This window comes from Kitasatospora sp. NPDC040550 (genome assembly GCF_055594965.1).
In genome coordinates, this window is sequence record NZ_JBVIWC010000054.1 from 1 (window position 1) to 17,729 (window position 17,729).

Annotated in this window: 11 protein-coding genes; 2 read left to right on the plus strand and 9 right to left on the minus strand. The window is 70.9% G+C overall.

Features of this window, described 5'->3' with window-relative positions; genetic code table 11:
* Positions 1-358: 358 nt before the first annotated feature.
* From ACZ58X_RS39795 to eccD, 9 genes are all read right to left on the minus strand, one after another.
* A complete protein-coding gene (locus ACZ58X_RS39795; protein ID WP_470338451.1) occupies positions 359-2,044 on the minus strand; it encodes a ribonuclease J in 1,686 nt (561 codons plus the stop codon).
* Between the two features lie 171 nt (positions 2,045-2,215).
* Positions 2,216-3,115 (minus strand): 4-hydroxy-tetrahydrodipicolinate synthase, encoded by a 900-nt coding sequence (gene dapA / locus ACZ58X_RS39800; protein WP_470338452.1) that lies wholly within the window; start codon positions 3,113-3,115, stop codon positions 2,216-2,218.
* 213 nt (positions 3,116-3,328) lie between these two features.
* Positions 3,329-4,060 (minus strand): FAD-dependent thymidylate synthase, encoded by a 732-nt coding sequence (gene thyX / locus ACZ58X_RS39805; protein ID WP_470338453.1) that lies wholly within the window; start codon positions 4,058-4,060, stop codon positions 3,329-3,331.
* Positions 4,057-4,515 (minus strand): tetratricopeptide repeat protein, encoded by a 459-nt coding sequence (locus tag ACZ58X_RS39810; protein WP_470338454.1) that lies wholly within the window; start codon positions 4,513-4,515, stop codon positions 4,057-4,059. The genes thyX and ACZ58X_RS39810 overlap by 4 nt, the downstream gene beginning before the upstream one ends.
* A gap of 25 nt (positions 4,516-4,540) precedes the next feature.
* Entirely contained in the window at positions 4,541-5,308 is a 768-nt protein-coding gene (gene dapB, locus ACZ58X_RS39815; RefSeq protein ID WP_470338455.1) for a 4-hydroxy-tetrahydrodipicolinate reductase, read from the minus strand.
* A gap of 29 nt (positions 5,309-5,337) precedes the next feature.
* Complete coding sequence (locus ACZ58X_RS39820) at positions 5,338-6,690, minus strand: M16 family metallopeptidase (RefSeq protein ID WP_470338456.1); 1,353 nt, start codon at positions 6,688-6,690, stop codon at positions 5,338-5,340.
* A 118-nt stretch (positions 6,691-6,808) separates the two neighbouring features.
* Positions 6,809-9,016, minus strand: coding sequence for a polyribonucleotide nucleotidyltransferase (locus ACZ58X_RS39825; RefSeq protein ID WP_470338457.1), 2,208 nt, complete (start codon positions 9,014-9,016; stop codon positions 6,809-6,811).
* A gap of 453 nt (positions 9,017-9,469) precedes the next feature.
* Positions 9,470-9,760 carry a 30S ribosomal protein S15 gene (gene rpsO, locus ACZ58X_RS39830; RefSeq protein ID WP_188302791.1) on the minus strand — a complete coding sequence of 97 codons (291 nt, stop codon included), beginning with the start codon at positions 9,758-9,760 and terminating at the stop codon, positions 9,470-9,472.
* A gap of 199 nt (positions 9,761-9,959) precedes the next feature.
* Positions 9,960-11,420 (minus strand): type VII secretion integral membrane protein EccD, encoded by a 1,461-nt coding sequence (eccD, locus tag ACZ58X_RS39835; RefSeq protein ID WP_360244011.1) that lies wholly within the window; start codon positions 11,418-11,420, stop codon positions 9,960-9,962.
* A 334-nt stretch (positions 11,421-11,754) separates the two neighbouring features.
* Between eccD and eccCa the strand changes: the two genes are divergently transcribed.
* Both eccCa and ACZ58X_RS39845 read left to right on the plus strand, forming a co-directional pair.
* Complete coding sequence (gene eccCa, locus ACZ58X_RS39840) at positions 11,755-15,699, plus strand: type VII secretion protein EccCa (RefSeq protein ID WP_470338458.1); 3,945 nt, start codon at positions 11,755-11,757, stop codon at positions 15,697-15,699.
* 479 nt (positions 15,700-16,178) lie between these two features.
* Complete coding sequence (locus ACZ58X_RS39845; protein ID WP_470338459.1) at positions 16,179-17,582, plus strand: APC family permease; 1,404 nt, start codon at positions 16,179-16,181, stop codon at positions 17,580-17,582.
* Positions 17,583-17,729: the final 147 nt, after the last annotated feature.

Below are 17,729 nucleotides of genomic sequence, written 5' to 3' on the forward strand. Positions count from 1 at the left end.
TCAACATATCTGGCGTTGACTTTTGGCACGCTGTTGAGTTCTCAAGGAACGGACGCTTCCTTCGGACCGCCTTCCAGCGGGCCCTCCGGGCGCTTTGTTCTTTTGTGTTTCCAGCTTATCAGATGTTTTCCGCTCCGTTTTCCGGAGTTTCATTCATCCGATTGGGCTTTTGCCTTTCGGCGCTCCCGAACTCTACCAGAGTTTCTCGGTCCGTTTTCCCGGCAGTTCTCGAATTCGCATTCGCATTCGAGGACTCCCTTGGGGCTCGTCCCGTGGGGCAACCCGGAGAACATTACGCACCGGGTTGCCCCACGTCAAACCAGCCTCAGCGGGGCCGGACGAGGGTCTGGAGCGGGGCTCAGACCTCGACGACGACCGGCAGGATCATCGGCCGGCGGCGGTAGTTGTCCGCGACCCACTTGCCGATGGTCCGGCGGACGAGCTGCTGCACCTGGCGGGGCTCCAGCACGCCGTCGCTCGCCGAGCGGTCCAGGGCCTCCTGGAGCTTGGCGACGACCGGCGCGAAGGCGTTGTCGTCGATGCCGGAACCGCGGGCCTGGATGGTCGGGCCGCCGACCATCTTGCCGTTGGTCGTGTCGACCGCGACGAAGACCGAGATGAAGCCCTCCTCGCCGAGGATCTTGCGGTCCTTGAGCGAGGCCTCGGTGATGTCGCCGACCGAGGCGCCGTCAACGTAGACGTAGCCGGCCCGGACCTTGCCGACGATCCGGGCGACGCCCTTCTCCAGGTCGACGCAGACGCCGTCCTCGGCGATGACCACGCGGTTGCGCGGCACACCGGTGGCGATGCCCAGCTCGGCGGCGGCCCGCAGGTGGCGCCACTCGCCGTGGACCGGCATCAGGTTGCGCGGCTTGCAGATGTTGAAGAAGTACAGCAGCTCGCCGGCCGAGGCGTGGCCGGAGACGTGCACCTTGGCGTTGCCCTTGTGCACGACCTTGGCGCCCCAGCGGGTCAGGCCGTTGATCACGCGGTAGACGGCGTTCTCGTTGCCCGGGATGAGCGAGGACGCCAGGACGACGGTGTCGCCCTCGACGATGCGGATCTGGTGGTCGCGGTTGGCCATCCGGGACAGCGCCGCCATCGGCTCGCCCTGGGAGCCGGTGCAGATCAGCACGACCTCCTTGTCCGGCAGGTCGTCGAGCTGCTTGACGTCGACGACCATGTTGCCGGGGACCTTGAGGTACCCGAGGTCGCGGGCGATGCCCATGTTGCGGACCATCGAGCGGCCGACGAAGGCGACCTTGCGCTTGTACTCGTGCGCGGCGTCCAGCACCTGCTGGATGCGGTGCACGTGGCTCGCGAAGGAGGCGACGATGATGCGCTTGTCGGCGTTCGCGAAAACGTTTCGCAGTGCGGCCGAGATGTCGCGCTCGTGCGGGATGAAGCCGGGGACCTCGGCGTTGGTGGAGTCCACCAGCAGCAGGTCCATGCCCTCCTCCGCCAGCTTGGCGAAGGTCGGCAGGTCGGTGAGGCGGCCGTCCAGCGGGAGCTGGTCCATCTTGAAGTCACCGGTGGCCACGACCATGCCGGCGGGGGTGCGGACCGCCACGGCGAGGGCGTCCGGGATGGAGTGGTTGACCGCGATGAACTCGCAGTCGAAGGGGCCGATGCGCTCGCGCTCGCCCTCCTTGACCTCCAGCACGTACGGCCGGATGCGGTGCTCGGCGAGCTTGGCCTCGATCAGGGCGAGGGTCAGCTTGGAGCCGATCAGCGGGATGTCCGGGTTCTCCCGCAGGAGGAACGGGACGGCGCCGATGTGGTCCTCGTGCCCGTGGGTGAGGACGATGCCGTCGACCTTGTCGAGGCGGTCCCGGATGTAGCTGAAATCCGGGAGGATCAGGTCCACGCCGGGCTGCTCGTCCTCGGGGAAGAGGACGCCGCAGTCGATGATCAGGATGCGGTCGCCGTACTCGAGGACCGTCATGTTGCGGCCGATCTCGCCGAGGCCGCCGAGCGGAGTGATGCGGAGGGCGCCCTCCTTGAGGGCCGGGGGCGCGCCGAGTTCGGGGTGCGGGTGGCTCAAAAGACTCTCCTCACGACGCACGCCATATGCCTGGGGTCCTCCCCCTGGAGACATATGGCGTGCGTACTCAGTGTCGTTCTTCCTACTGGGTCTGTGCTCTCGCGCCTTCGGTCCGGTCCAGCGGCGGACCCGGTCGGGTCCGGCGAGCCGGGGCGCGCACGTCTGTGTCTGCTACAGGTGTACCCCGCCGGAGGCGAGATCCTGCTTCAATCGGTCGATCTCCTCGGACGTCGCGCCGACCAGGGGCAGGCGCAGCGGCCCGGCGGGCAGGCCCTGGAGGTCCAGCGCGGCCTTGGTGAGGATCACGCCCTGGGTGCGGAACATACCGGTGAACACCGGCAGCAGGCCCTGGTGGACGGCGGTGGCCTTGGCCACATCGCCGGCCAGGTAGGCCTCGATCATCGCCTTCAACTCACCGGCGACCACGTGCCCGACGACGCTGACCACGCCGACGGCCCCGACGGACAGCAGCGGCAGGTTGAGGATGTCGTCGCCGGAGTACCAGGCGAGGTCGGAGCGGGCGATCGCCCAGGCCGCGGCGCCGAGGTCGCCCTTGGCGTCCTTGTTGGCGACGATCCGCGGGTGCTCGCCGAGCCGGACCAGCGTCTCGTGGCTCAGCTCGACCCCGCTGCGGCCCGGGATGTCGTAGGCCATGACCGGCAGGCCGGTGGTGTCGGCGACCTGCGTGAAGTGCCGGTACAGGCCCTCCTGCGGGGGCTTGTTGTAGTACGGCGTGACGACCAGCAGGCCGTGCGCCCCGGCCGCCTCCGCCTGGCGGGCGAGCTCGACGCTGTGGTGGGTGTCGTTGGTGCCGACCCCGGCCACCACGTGGGCACGGTCCCCGACCGCCTCCACCACGGCGCGGACGAGCTGGGCCTTCTCGGCGTCGCTGGTGGTCGGGGACTCACCGGTGGTGCCGTTGACGACGAGGCCGTCGTTCCCGGAGTCGACGAGGTGCGTGGCGAGGCGCTGGGCGCCGTCGAGGTCGAGCGCGCCGTCGGCGGTGAACGGGGTGACCATCGCGGTCAGCACCCGGCCGAACGGCGTCTGGGGGGTGGAGGTCGGAGCCATGCGTCCAAAGCTACTCGTAGGCGGTGGGGCGGTACCCATGCCGGTCCAGGGTTCGGACAGGTGAGCAGGCCAGGGGCGGGGAGTGGGATCCCGGTGCTGCCCGCTCGGGGGTTCGGGCAGCACCGGGATCCGTGGTCACGAATGTAGGGAGCGGCTAGAAAAGCCGCAATCCAGACATGCCCGACACTCTGCCCATATGCCTGTCGTCCCAGGTCAGGGCGCGACCCGGCCGTGCTTCTCGAAGGCCGCATGGGTGAGCGGCATGAGCTGCGCCCACTGCTCCTCCATCTGCTCCGCGACCATCTCGATCTCGCGCTGCGGGAAGGACGGCACCGCCGAGTTCTCCCGCCGGGTGCGCAGCGAGAGGAAGTGCATCAGCGAGCGCGCGTTGCAGGTCGCGTACATCGAGGAGAACAGGCCGACCGGCAGCACCGCCCGGGCCACCTCGCGGGCCACGCCGGCCGCCAGCATCTCCTGGTAGCGGGCGTAGGACTCGCGGTACGCGGCCTCCATCGCCCCGGTGGTGGTCTCGTGCTGCTCCGGGGTGCCCTGGTGGAACTCGTACTTGCCCGGACGGCCCTGCTGGACCAGCTTGCGGTCGGTGCCCGGGACGTAGAAGACCGGCTCCAGCTCGCGGTAGCGGCCGGACTCCTCGTTGTACGACCAGCCGCTGCGGTGCCGGTGGAACTCGCGGAACACGAAGATCGGCGCGCTGATGAAGAAGGTCATCGAGTTGTGCTCGAACGGCGTGCCGTGCCGGTCGCGCATCAGGAAGTTGATCAGGCCCTTGGACTTCTCCGGGTCCTGCTGGAGCGCCTCCAGGGACTGCTCCCCCGCGGTCGACACCCGGGCCGACCAGATGACGTCCGAATCGGCGGCGGCGCTGCGGACCAGCTCCACCGTCACGTCGCTCCGGAAGCTGGGGGCCGTCGGTTCGTCGCTCACGCGTTACTCCTTGCGGGTTCGGTGCTGTGCAGCTTGATGGCGTGCTGCATGGTCTTGCGGGCGCGCGGGGTGTCACCGGCGTCGGCGTAGGCCACGGCGAGGCGGAACCAGACCCGCCAGTCGCCCGGTGCGGCCTCCGCCTCGGCCTGGCGGCGGGTGAACACCGCGTCGGCCGAGGCCCGGTCGATCCGCCCGCCGCTGGTGCGCTCGAGCTCGTCCACCGGCAGGCCGCCCTCGGCCTCCAGCTCGCGGGCGAGCTGCTCGCTGGCCCGGCCGAAGCGGACGGTCTGGCGCAGGAACCAGATGCCGATCACCGGAATCACGAAGGCGCAGAGGCCGATGCCGATGCCGAGCGGCTTTCCGGTGGCGACCAACTGGACGCCCTCCCCCACGCAGAGGAGGGCGACCAGCAGCAGCACGCCGGACAGGACGAAGAACCCGGTACGGGAGGTCATTTCGCGCTCCTGGAATTCACCACGGTCACAGGTCCAGGAAGTGTTCGAGACCGAAGGTGAGCCCCGGGGTCTCGACGACCTTGCGCACGCCCAGCAGGATGCCCGGCATGAAGCTGCTGTGGTGCAGCGAGTCGTGCCGGATGGTGAGCGTCTCGCCGGTGTCGCCGAACATCACCTGCTGGTGGGCGAGCAGGCCGCGCAGCCGTACGGCGTGCACCGGCACCCCGTCCACGTCGGCGCCGCGCGCGCCGGGCAGGCTGTGGGTGGTCGGGTCCTGCTGCCTCGGGCGGCCGGCCTCGGCGCGGGCCGCGGCGATCAGCTGGGCGGTGCGGGTGGCGGTGCCGCTGGGGGCGTCGGCCTTGCGGTCGTGGTGGAGTTCGACCACCTCGACCGACTCGAAGTACTTCGCCGCCAGCTGGGAGAACTTCATGCCGAGGATGGCGCCGATGGAGAAGTTGGGCGCGATCAGGACGCCGACGGGCAGCGGCGGACGGCCGGTGGCCTCGGCCGGGACGAGCCAGCCCTCCAGCTCGGCCAGCCGCAGGTCGTCCCAGCCGGTCGTGCCGGTGACCACGTGGATGCCGTTGTGGACGCAGTAGTCGAGGTTGCCCATCACCGAGTCCGGGTGGGTGAGTTCGACGGCGACCTGGGCCCCGGCCGCGGTCAGCTCCTCCAGCTTCGAGCCGCGGCCGAGGGTGGCCACCAGCTCGAGGTCCGGCGCGGCCTCGACGGCCTTGACCGCCTCCGAGCCGATCCGTCCGTTGGCGCCGATCACGGCGACACGCAGCGTCATAGCGACGTTCCTCTCCGGGAAGACAATCCTCAGACCAGCAGATCGGCGAGCCGGGCGGCCCGCTTGTCGTTGACCGGACCGATCAGCGCCAGCGACGGCCGGTACGCGCCCAGCACATCACGGGCCACCGCGTGGACGTCCTCCAGGGTCACCGCGGCGATCCGCGCCAGCATGTCGTCCACCGACAGGTGGTGCCCGTAGCTGAGTTCGGCCTTGCCGATCCGGTTCATCAGCGAGCCGGTGTCCTCCATGCCGAGCACGGTGGAGCCGGAGATCTGGCCGATCGCGCGCTGCAGCTCCTCCTCGGTGATGCCGTCGGCGACCACCTTGGCGAGCTCCTCGCGGCAGATCCGCAGCACCTCTTCGACCCGCTTGGGCTGGCAGCCGGCGTAGATGCCGAACAGGCCGCTGTCCGCGTAGGAGGAGGAGTACGAGTAGACGGAGTAGGCCAGGCCGCGCTTCTCCCGGACCTCCTGGAACAGCCGGGAGCTCATCCCGCCGCCCAGGGCCGCGTTGAGCACGCCCATCGCCCAGCGGCGCTCGTCGTGCCGGGGCACGCCGGGCACGCCCAGCACCAGGTGGGCCTGCTCGGTGGAGCGGTTGAGCACCTCGACCCGGCCGGCCGTGCGCAGCGCCTTGACGCCACGGCGGGCCTCGGCGGGCACCGCGGTGGAGCGGGCCAGCACCGGGGCGAAGGCCTCCTGGACCTGCTTGACGACCTTGCGGTGGTCGAGGTTGCCGGCGGCGGCGACGACCAGGTTCTCCGGGCGGTAGCGGCGGTGGTAGAAGCCGGCAACCTGGTCCCGGGTGAGGGCCTTGATGGTCTCCTGGGTGCCGAGGATCGGGCGGCCGAGCGGGCCGCTGCCGAAGATCACCTTGGCGAACAGGTCGTGGACGACGTCACCCGGGTCGTCCTCGGCCATCGCCATCTCCTCGAGGATGACACCGCGTTCGGCGTCGACGTCCTCGGCGCGGATCAGTGAGCCGGTGAGCATGTCGCAGACCACGTCGATGGCCAGCGGCAGGTCGGTGTCCAGGACCCGGGCGTAGTAGCAGGTGTTCTCCTTCGCGGTGAAGGCGTTCATCTCGCCGCCGACCGCGTCCAGGGCCGCCGAGATGTCCAGCGCGCTGCGCCGCTCGGTGCCCTTGAAGAGCAGGTGCTCCAGGTAGTGGGTGGCGCCGTTGAGCTGCGGGGTCTCGTCCCGCGAGCCGACGCCGACCCAGATGCCGAAGGTCGCGGAGCGCACTGTCGGCAGGGTCTCGGTGACGACCCGCAGGCCGCCGGGGAGGACGGTGCGGCGCACCGTGCCGGCGCCGTCGACGCCCTTGAGCAGGGTCCGGGTGGAGCCGGGACGCTGCTTTACCGCCGGGGCCTGGGCCACGGGGGGTACCTCCAGAGGAAACGCACGTGGAATGGCACGTACGGACGAACGCGTGGACAACAGGGTGCGGCCCGCACGCCGGGAGGCGTACGGGCCGCAAGGGTCAGCTAGCGGCGCTTCACTCGGAAGCGGCCTCGCCGCCTTCCTCGCCCTCGACGACCGGGATCAGGGAGAGCTTGCCGCGCGGGTCGATCTCGGCGATCTCGACCTGCACCTTGGCGCCGACGCCGAGGACGTCCTCGACGTTCTCGACGCGCTTGCCGCCGGCCAGCTTGCGGATCTGCGAGATGTGCAGCAGGCCGTCCTTGCCCGGCATGAGCGACACGAACGCGCCGAACGTCGTGGTCTTGACCACGGTGCCCAGGTAGCGCTCGCCGACCTCCGGCATGGTCGGGTTGGCGATCTGGTTGATCGTGGTGCGGGCGGCCTCGGCGGCCGGGCCGTCGGCGGCACCGATGTAGATGGTGCCGTCGTCCTCGATCGTGATCTCGGCGCCGGTGTCCTCCTGGATCTGGTTGATCATCTTGCCCTTGGGGCCGATGACCTCACCGATCTTGTCCACCGGGATCTTGATGGTGATGATGCGCGGCGCGTTCGGGGACATCTCGTCGGGCGAGTCGATGGCCTCGTTCATCACGTCGAGGATGTGCAGGCGGGCGTCCTTGGCCTGCTTGAGGGCGGCGGCCAGCACCGAGGCCGGGATGCCGTTCAGCTTGGTGTCGAGCTGCAGCGCGGTGATGAAGTTGCGGGTACCGGCGACCTTGAAGTCCATGTCGCCGTACGCGTCCTCGGCACCGAGGATGTCGGTCAGCGCGACGTAGTGGGTCTCGCCGTCGATCTCCTGCGAGATCAGGCCCATGGCGATGCCGGCGACGGCGGCCTTGAGCGGCACACCGGCGTTCAGCAGCGACATGGTCGAGGCGCAGACCGAACCCATCGAGGTGGAGCCGTTGGAGCTCAGCGCCTCGGAGACCTGGCGGATCGCGTAGGGGAACTCCTCGCGGGTCGGCAGGACCGGGAGGATGGCGCGCTCGGCCAGGGCGCCGTGGCCGATCTCGCGGCGCTTGGGCGAGCCCACGCGGCCGGTCTCGCCGACCGAGTACGGCGGGAAGTTGTAGTTGTGCATGTAGCGGCGACGCGTCTCCGGGGAGAGCGTGTCGAGCTGCTGCTCCATCCGGAGCATGTTCAGCGTGGTGACGCCCAGGATCTGGGTCTCGCCGCGCTCGAACAGCGCCGAGCCGTGGACGCGCGGGATGGCCTCGACCTCGGCGGCCAGGGTGCGGATGTCGGTGACGCCGCGGCCGTCGATGCGGACCTTGTCCGTGATGACGCGCTCGCGGACGATCTTCTTGGTCAGCGCGTTGTAGGCGGCGCTGATCTCCTTCTCGCGACCCTCGAACTCGGGGAGCAGCTTCTCGGCGGCGACCGCCTTGACGCGGTCCAGCTCGGCGTTGCGCTCCTGCTTGCCCGGGATGGTGAGGGCCTTGGCCAGCTCGTCCTTGACGGCGGCGGTCAGCGCGGCCAGCACGTCGTCCTGGTAGTCCAGGAAGACCGGGAACTCGGCGGTCGGCTTGGCGGCCTGGGCGGCCAGCTGCGACTGCGCGGCGCACAGCACCTTGATGAACGGCTTGGCGGCGTCGAGGCCGGAGGCCACGACCTCCTCGGTCGGCGCCTCGGCGCCGCCCTCGACCAGCTTGATGGTCTTGTCGGTGGCCTCGGCCTCGACCATCATGATCGCGACGTCGCCGTCCGGCAGGACGCGACCGGCGACGACCATGTCGAAGACGGCCGACTCCAGCTCGCTGTGGGTCGGGAAGGCGACCCACTGGCCCTTGATCAGCGCGACGCGGACGCCGCCGATCGGGCCGGAGAACGGCAGGCCCGCCAGCTGGGTGGAGGCGGAGGCGGCGTTGATGGCGACCACGTCGTACAGGTGGTCGGGGTTGAGCGCCATGATGGTGCAGACGACCTGGACCTCGTTGCGCAGGCCCTTGACGAAGGACGGGCGCAGCGGGCGGTCGATCAGGCGGCAGGTGAGGATCGCGTCCTCGGACGGCCGGCCCTCGCGACGGAAGAACGAGCCGGGGATGCGGCCGGCGGCGTACATCCGCTCCTCGACGTCCACGGTCAGCGGGAAGAAGTCGAAGTGCTCCTTCGGCTGCTTGGACGCGCTGGTGGCCGACAGCACCATGGTGTCGTCGTCCAGGTAGGCCACGGCGGAGCCGGCGGCCTGACGGGCCAGACGGCCGGTCTCGAAGCGGATGGTACGGGTGCCGAAGGAACCGTTGTCGATCACGGCTTCGGCGTAGAACACGTTCTCTTCCACCTGGAAGATCTCCTCTTTCGTACGTTCTCCGGGAGAGCGTCCCCGCGCACTGCCTCGGGCTGGCCCTGGGGCCCTCCTGCCAGGAGGGCGGCAGTCGGGCCGGTCTTCGATCGAAGCCTCCGGGGTGCCCCGCTCGTCGGCGGGGGTTCCGGGGGCCACTACCGAGGACCGGCGCCTCACGGCTGCCGGGCCGGGACGGGCGGTCCGCGTCTGGACGCTCTCTCGGATGCGGGCGGCTTCCGTTTGAAGCCTTCGTCCCGCGGGGGGTTCGGGCTTGCTGCCCGGGTGGCGCTCCTGCGCCATCACCCGGCATGCCCACAACCCTACGGTGCAATCCTCGGCCACCTGGGGAGGTGCGCGCGAGTTGTTATGTCAAGGTGCCGCGTTCGAACAGCCGCGGCATACGCGCGAGGGGCGGCTCCCCGGTGTGGGGAGCCGCCCCCTGCGGCGGTCTTAGCGGGCGCCGCCGGCGGCACCGCGACGGATGCCCAGGCGGTCGACGAGCGTACGGAAACGCTCGATGTCCTTCTTGGCCAGGTACTGCAGGAGGCGGCGGCGCTGGCCGACCAGGATCAGCAGGCCACGACGCGAGTGGTGGTCGTGCTTGTGGAACTTGAGGTGCTCGGTCAGGTCCGAGATGCGGCGGGAGAGCATGGCCACCTGGACCTCGGGGGAACCGGTGTCGCCCTCCTTCTGGCCGAACTCGGCGAAGATCTGCTTCTTGACGTCAGAGGCGAGAGCCACTGCAACTCCTTCAAGGTCTACCGAGCGGTCCTGGTCGACAGCACAGGACTCTGCGAGAACTCGGTGTCGCGAGCGTCGTCCGTGGTCGACGGCCCACGAAGGGGTGGACACACGGCTGCGCTCGAAGGCCAAGGGTACCAGTGCCGCCCACCCCGTCGGTCGGCGGGTGGGCGGCGCCCGGCGGCGGGGGCGGGCGCGGTCAGCCGGTGGCGCCGCGGACCAGCCGGTAGACATTCAGCACGGCGAGCGCCAGCGGGACCAGCGAGATCAGGGTGAGGCTGTCCACCAGGTCCAGGATGCGCCCCCAGAACGGGGAGACGCCGAGGCGGGGCACCACCAGGGCGATCGCGGTGAGCAGCGCGGCCCCGAAGGCGACGGAGGCGGCCAGCCAGATGGTGCGCAGGTCGAGCTCGGTGCTGGAGCCGGCCGCGCGCAGGACGAACTGCGGGGTGTGCAGGGACAGCCCGACGATCAGCAGGCACAGGCCGAGCAGGCCGGCGACGGTGAGGCTGAGGACCTGCGCGGTGTAGCGGAACAGCCGGGCGCGCAGCATGGCGGCGATGCCGAGCGCGAGCGCGAGCAGTTCGGGGAAGGTCCGGTCGGTGAAGGAGAGGACGGCGCAGGCGCCGACCACGACCGCGGCGCAGCCGCCGACCAGGCCGACCAGCACCTCGTGGCCGCGGCGGGCCTGGTGGGCGATCCGCTCGTACTGGACGGCCTCGGCGCGCTCGGCCTCCTCGTCGTAGTCGCGGCTGCGGGTGCGGGTCTGGCCGGGGGCGCTGAATCCGACCGGCAGCCGGGCGAAGCGGGCGGAGAGGCTGGGCAGGAAGCCGATCGCGGCGACGGCGGCGACGCCGGTGACGGCGGCGATGTTGCCGGCCGGGGTGTCGGGCATCAGGACGGCGGCGAAGGTGGCGAGCGCGCCGGCGGTGGCGACGAAGGCGGCGGCGACGAACACCGCGTCCTTGTCCGGGAGCAGTCCGGCGAGCAGCACGGCGATCACCAGGACGGTGACGCAGCCGGTGAGGAACTGGAGCCGGCCGGGGCCGTCCCACGGGTGGGCGACGGCGATGATGCCGCTGCCGGCGATCATGGCGTGCGGCAGGGCGCCGAGGCCGAGCGCGACGGCGGCGTGGGCGTCCTGGTAGACCCGGGCGCGCACCCCGGCGAGCGCGGTGAGCACCACGGCGGCGACGCCGGCCAGCACGCCGGGCAGGCTGTGCATGTCGTGGCGCAGGTCGGAGAACCAGAGCGCGAAGCCGAGCAGGGTGAGCAGCACCCCGGCGCCGATCAGGCCGAAGCCGCGCATGAGGTCGACGGTCCAGAACCGGCGGTCGGCCTCGACGGCGCTGGCGATGGCGTCGGCGACGTCGTCGTAGACGGCGGGCGGCAGCGACTCGGCGAAGGGGCGCAGCGCCAGCAGGTCGCCGTCGCGTACCTGTTGGGCGGCCAGGGACAGGCTGCTGTCGAGGACGGTGCCGTCGCGGCGGACCAGGTGGAAGCCGGTGGGGGTGCCGTCGGGCTGGCTCTGGTTGGCCAGCCGCAGCACCTCGGGGTAGACGTCGGCGAGGGCGACGTCCTCGGGCAGGGCGACGTCGATCCGGCGGTCCGGGGCGACGACGGTCACCCGGCAGTAGCCCGTGGCGGCCGACGTGGTCATGGCCCCACCTCGATCATTCGACGCACTGGACGCTCCCCCTGTGTGGACGGTGCCGCGGCACGGTGGCGCGCGGGGTGGCTGTGGAACCGGCCCGGCCGGGCCGCGAGTTGGCGCGGCGTTACCCTACCCGCTCGGTTCGTGCCCGGTGCCGCTGCGGGGTGCGGCCCCCGTCGGTGCGGGCACGCCCCTATGTAGGATCGGCGCCTGCGCGAGGTGGTACGGGGGCTGCGCTGTGTGGGGCGTCCTCAGCCACGGGAATCCCGTACCGGGCCGAGCGCAGTCGCGTGAGGGCTGATGCCGAAGTGATCGATCGACGCCGCGGGGTGGGTGACGCATGGGTGTGATCATGGTCAAGCGACCGGCCAGGGCCTACCCGCCGACGGTGCCGGACGAGCCGGTGGAGCTGGTCAGTCCGCCGGAGCTGCCCCGGCAGGGCGGCGAGGACTGGCTGATGAGCATCCTGCCGATGCTCGGCATGGGCGGTTCGGCGGTGTTCTTCTTCTCGCCGGGTGCGGCCGCGCCGATGAAGATCATGGGCGGTCTGATGATCGTCTCGACGGTCGGCATGGTGCTGGCCCAGATCGTGCGGGCCCGCCGCGGCGGCTCGACCGTGATGGCGGACGAGCGGCGCGACTACCTCAAGTACCTCCAGCAGACCCGCCGCCAGGTGCGCCGCACGGCGGAGAGCCAGCGCGGCGCGCTGCTGTTCCTGAACCCGGCGCCGGACCAGCTCTGGTCGATCGTCGAGGACGGCCGCCGGCTGTGGGAGCGGCGGACGGCGGACGGCGACTTCGCGCAGATCCGGGTCGGCCTCGGACCGGTGCAGCTGTCCACCCCGCTGGTGGCGCCGCAGACCGCGCCGATGGACGAGCTGGAGCCGCTGTCGGCGGCCGCGATGCACTCGTTCCTGAAGGCGCACGGCACCCTCCAGGACCTGCCGCTGGCGGTCTCGCTGCGGGCCTTCTACCACATCACGGTGTGCGGGGACCCGGACTCGGTGTACGGGAACGTGCGCGCGATGATCGCCCAACTGACCACCCTGCACTCGCCGGACGACCTGCTGGTCGCGGTCGCCGCGGCACCCGGCGCGGCCGAGGAGTGGGACTGGACCAAGTGGCTCCCGCACAACCAGCACCGCAAGGAGAGCGACGGCGCGGGCTCGCGCCGGCTGAGCGCCACCGACCTGGGCGAGCTGGAGTACCTGCTGCAGGACGAGCTGGCCGGCCGCCAGCGCTTCGTCCGGGACGCGGCGCCCGCCGCGGACCAGCCGCACCTGGTGGTGATCATGGACGGCGCCGGGGTGCCGCACGACTCGGTGCTGGCCGGCCCCGAGGGCGTGCAGGGGGTGACCGTCATCGAGGTCGTCCCGGGCGAGGTGGACGAGCCGAGCGGGCACCTGATGGTGACGGTCACCCCGCAGGAGCTGGTGCTGCGTTCGGCCTCCGGGGCGACGTACAGCGGCAAGCCGGACCTGCTCTCGCTGTGGCAGTCCGAGGCGCTGGCCCGGCAGTTGGCGCCGTACCGGGCCTCGGCCGGCGGGGACGACGAGCCGCTGCTGTCCAACCTGGACTTCACCGACATGATGAACTCGGGCGACCCGGGCTCCTTCGACGTGGCCCGCAGCTGGCGCCCGCGTGCCCAGCACGAGCGGATGCGGGTGCCGATCGGCGTCGGCGCGAACGGCGAGCACGTCTACCTGGACATCAAGGAGGCCGCGCTGGAGGGCATGGGCCCGCACGGCCTGTGCGTGGGCGCGACCGGTTCCGGCAAGTCGGAGCTGCTGCGCACCCTGGTGCTGGCGCTGGCGATGACCCACTCCTCCGAGACGCTGAACTTCGTGCTCGCCGACTTCAAGGGCGGCGCGACCTTCCTGGGCATGGCGGACATGCCGCACACCTCCGCGGTGATCACCAACCTGGAGGGCGAGCTCACCCTGGTCGACCGCATGCGCGACGCGATCGAGGGCGAGCTGCACCGCCGCCAGGAGCTGCTGCACCGCTCCGGCAACTACGCCAACATCCACGAGTACGAGCGGGCCCGGGCGGCCGGCGCGGCGCTGGACCCGCTGCCCTCGCTGGTGCTGATCATCGACGAGTTCTCCGAACTCCTCACCGCCAAGCCCGACTTCATCGAGATGTTCATCCAGATCGGCCGGATCGGCCGCTCCCTGGGCGTGCACCTGCTGCTGGCCTCGCAGCGCCTGGAGGAGGGCAAGCTGCGCGGCCTGGACACCTACCTCTCGTACCGGATCGGTCTGCGCACCTTCTCGGCGGCCGAGTCGCGGGCGGCGATCGGCGTGCCGGACGCGTACCACCTGCCGCCGGTGCCGGGCGTCGGCTACCTGAAGTTCGGCGAGGACGTGATGGACCGGTTCAAGGCCGCGTACGTCTCGGGGCCCTACCGGGCGCCGGGGCAGCAGCGGTCCACCGGCGGCCGGCGGGTGAACGCCCGGCCGGTGGAGTTCACCTCGGCCTTCGTGGACCTGCCGCCGGCCCCGGTGGAGGAGGAGACGCCGCAGGTCCAGGAGCAGGACGACGCGCTGGTGGACACCGTGCTGGACGTCTTCGTCCAGCGGATGTCCGGCCAGGGCCCGGCCGCCCACCAGGTGTGGCTGCCGCCGCTGGAGGAGGCGCCGAGCCTGGACCACCTGCTGCCGCCGCTGCAGGTCGTCCCGGAGCGCGGACTGACCGCGCCCGGCTACCCGGGCGGGCGGCTGCGCGCGCCGATCGGCATCGTGGACAAGCCGCGCGAGCAGAAGACCGACATCCTGGAGGTCGACTTCTCCGGGGCGGCCGGTCACGGCCTGGTCGTCGGCGGCCCGCGCTCGGGCAAGTCGACCGTGCTGCGCGGCATGACGGCGGCCTTCGGCCTCACCCACACCCCGCGCGAGGTGCAGTTCTACCTGCTGGACTTCGGCGCGGGCAGCTTCCAGTCGCTGCTCGGGCTGCCGCACGTCGGCGGGGTGGCGGGCCGGCTGGACGTGGACAAGGTCCGCCGGATGGTCTCCGAGGTGCACGCGGTGCTGAACCGGCGCGAGGAGCTGTTCCGGGCGACCGGGATCGACACCATCGCCACCTACCGGGCCCGCCGGGCCGCCGGGCAGCTGCCCGACGAGGCCTTCGGCGACGTCTTCCTGATGATCGACGGCTGGAACACCTTCAAGCAGGAGTTCGAGGGGCTGGAGCCGGTGATCGGCGACATCGCCCAGCGCGGCCTCGGCTACGGCGTCCACCTGGTGATCACCGCCGCCCGGTACGCGGAGGTCCGCCCCGCGCTCAAGGACCTGCTGCAGAACCGCATCGAGCTCAAGCTCGGCGACGCGATGGAGTCCGAGGTCGACCGCCGGGTGGCGCAGAACGTCCCGCCGCTGGCCGGGCGCGGGATCACCGCGGAGCGGCTGCACTTCCTGAGCGGCCTGCCGCGACTGGACGGCTCCCCCTCGGTGGACGACCTCCAGGACGGCGTGGCCGGGCTGGTCGCCGCGGTCGACGGGGCCTGGACCGGCCCGCGCGCCCCGCAGGTGCGGATGCTGCCGGCCGTCCTGGACGGGACCTCGCTGCCGAAGGGCTTCGAGCACCCGGAGCGCGGCGTGTGCTTCGGCGTGGACGAGGCCGAGCTGGCGCCGGTGTTCGTCAACTTCGAGACCGACCCGCTGTTCATCGTGTTCGGCGACACCGAGTCCGGGAAGTCCGCGCTGCTGCGGATGCTGATCAAGCAGATCACCGAGCGCTACACCCCGGACCAGGCGGGCATCGTGGTCGGCGACTACCGGCGCGCCCTGCTGGGCACCGTCCCGTCCGAGTACCTGGTGGAGTACGCGGCCGCACAGCCGGCCATGACCGCCATCGTGGACATGCTGCGCGGGGCCTGCGCCCGCCGCCTGCCCGGCCCGGACGTGACCGCCGAACAGCTGCGCAACCGCAGCTGGTACACCGGCAAGGACATGTTCGTGATCGTCGACGACTACGAGCTGGTCGCCACCGGCTCGGGCAACCCGCTGGCACCGCTGGCCGAGTTCCTGCCGTTCGCCCGGGACATCGGCCTGCGGGTGATCGTGGCCCGCAGCGCGGGCGGCGCCGGGCGCTCGCTGTACGAGCCGGTGATGCAGCGGATGCGCGAGCTCGGCGGGCAGGGCGTCATCCTCTCCGGCAACCGGGACGAGGGCGCGCTGCTGGGGACGGTCAAGCCGCAGGCGCTGCCGCCGGGCCGCGGGGTGTACGTGTCACGCCGTGCGACCAACGGGCAGATGGTCCAGACGGGCTGGCTGCCGGTGCAGTGACCTGGCACGACATCGTGCCGTCCGCTACGGACAGTGAGTGAAGGGGTCGGACTCCGCAGAGTCCGACCCCTTCGGCGTCCCAGGTGCTGAAACGTTACCTAGATCTTTCCGGGCCGGGGCTGCGGTTCCCGTACCCACCTGGGCAGTTGCCGAACGACCAGGTGACACCTGGCGTGTCGCCGTACGGCCGAGCTGTCACCTTTGAATGGTGGCTCGCAATACGCTGTTCACCTTTGATTCATGCCCGATGTTGCCAAAGTAACAAGTCGGACAAACAGCGCCATGACCCTCAGTGATCATCGGATCGCATGCTTATGCCTTTCACCGCAACGGATTCCGAAGCAGTTCCGGCGTTGACGCAATCAATACGCCCAAGGTTCCATGGCGGCCCGGGAGCGACCGGACCAGACCCGAGCAACGAACCAGCGGAGGCGATACCGCTCCCGTCCCAGGACCGAACAGAGCCGATCGGAATCCACATGACCGACACGCTTCGCCCGCCACAGAACGTAGCCGCCACGGCGGACGGCGCGGCCGCACCCCAGCAGCTCAAGCGCTCGATCGGCGTCGTGGGCGGCACACTGCTCACGCTGTCCTGCGTCACCCCCGCGTCGACGCTCTTCGTGATCGTGCCGGAACTGTTCTCCAGCATCGGCAGCGCCACCGCCCTGGCCATCGCCATCGGCTCCGTGCTCTGCGTCGCGGTCGCGTTCTGCTACTCCGAGCTCGGCACCCTGATCCCCAGTGCCGGCGGCGAGTACGCGATGGTCGGCACCCTGGCCGGACGGCTCGCGGGCTGGCTGGTCTTCATCCAGTCGCTCATCGTGGTGATGATCGTCCCCTCGGTCATCGCCCTCGGCACCGCCGACTACCTGGCGCCCGTCCTGCACGTCGACAAGCCGATCGCCGGCGCCGCCGTGATGCTCGCCGCCACCCTGGCCGGTCTGCTCGACCTGCGCGCCAACGCCTGGATCACCGGCATCTTCCTGGTCCTGGAGGTCATCGCGGCCGGCGTGGTCTCGGTGCTCGGCTTCGCCCACACCAACGCGGCCCACCCCAGCCTGCTGCACGGCCTGGTCTCCACCGACGGCGGCGCCGCCAGCCCCGTCGGCATCGGCGCCATCATCGGCGCCCTCGGCATCGCGCTGTTCGCCACCCAGGGCTTCTCCACCGCCGTCTACCTCTCCGAGGAGCTGGAGAACCCCCGCCGCACCGTCTCCCGCACCGTGCTGTGGACCCTCGGCCTCTCCAGCGCCATCATCCTGATCCCGGTCGCCGCCATCACCATGGGCGCCCCCGACCTGCAGACCCTGACCTCCGGCGACATCTCCGGCATGGTCACCGCCTGGAGCAACTCCGCCGTCGGCACCTTCATCAGCCTCTGCATCGCGCTGGCGATCATCAACGCCGGCATCGTCATGGTCATCCAGAACTCCCGGGTGCTGTTCGCCTCCGCCCGCGACAAGGCCTGGCCCGAGCCCGTCAACAAGGCCTTCGGCACCCTCGGCCGCTTCGGCTCCCCCTGGATCGCCACCCTCGCGGTCGGCCTGCCCGGCGCCGCGCTCTGCTTCGTCAAGGGCGAGCTCCTCAGCAACATCACCGGCGTCGCCGTCACCGCGATGTACCTGCTGGTCGCCATCGCCTCGCTGCTCTCCCGCCGCGGCCACCACAAGCACGCCGCCGCCTGGCGGATGCCGCTGTGGCCCGCCGTCCCGGCGCTGCTGATCGTCGTCCTGGTGTACGTGATGACCCAGCTGGACGCCGAACCCCTGCTGTGGACCGGCGGCATCACCGCCGCCGCCACCCTCTACTGGCTGTTCTACCTGCGCCCCCGGCAGGACACCCGCTGGGTGATCAGCCTCCCCGAGGACCAGCAGGGCTGACCCGCCCCCCGAACCCCCACCCCTCCCCCACACGGCGGTGCCCCGGGCCTCCCCCTTAGGTTCTAGTGGTCGTTGCAACACCCCAGCTCAAGGGGTGTTATGGACTTCGAGATTCGGAAGGACCGGGGTGCCAAGGGGCCTCGTCTG

What these genes read in the sequence shown, in the direction of transcription:
- ACZ58X_RS39810 (WP_470338454.1), bottom strand. Translation starts at nt 4,515, where the DNA reads ATGACCTCCCGTACCGGGTTCTTCGTCCTGTCCGGCGTGCTGCTGCTG.
- eccCa (WP_470338458.1), top strand. Translation starts at nt 11,755, where the DNA reads ATGGGTGTGATCATGGTCAAGCGACCGGCCAGGGCCTACCCGCCGACG.
- dapB (WP_470338455.1), bottom strand. Translation starts at nt 5,308, where the DNA reads ATGACGCTGCGTGTCGCCGTGATCGGCGCCAACGGACGGATCGGCTCG.
- ACZ58X_RS39845 (WP_470338459.1), top strand. Translation starts at nt 16,179, where the DNA reads ATGACCGACACGCTTCGCCCGCCACAGAACGTAGCCGCCACGGCGGAC.
- eccD (WP_360244011.1), bottom strand. Translation starts at nt 11,420, where the DNA reads ATGACCACGTCGGCCGCCACGGGCTACTGCCGGGTGACCGTCGTCGCC.
- dapA (WP_470338452.1), bottom strand. Translation starts at nt 3,115, where the DNA reads ATGGCTCCGACCTCCACCCCCCAGACGCCGTTCGGCCGGGTGCTGACC.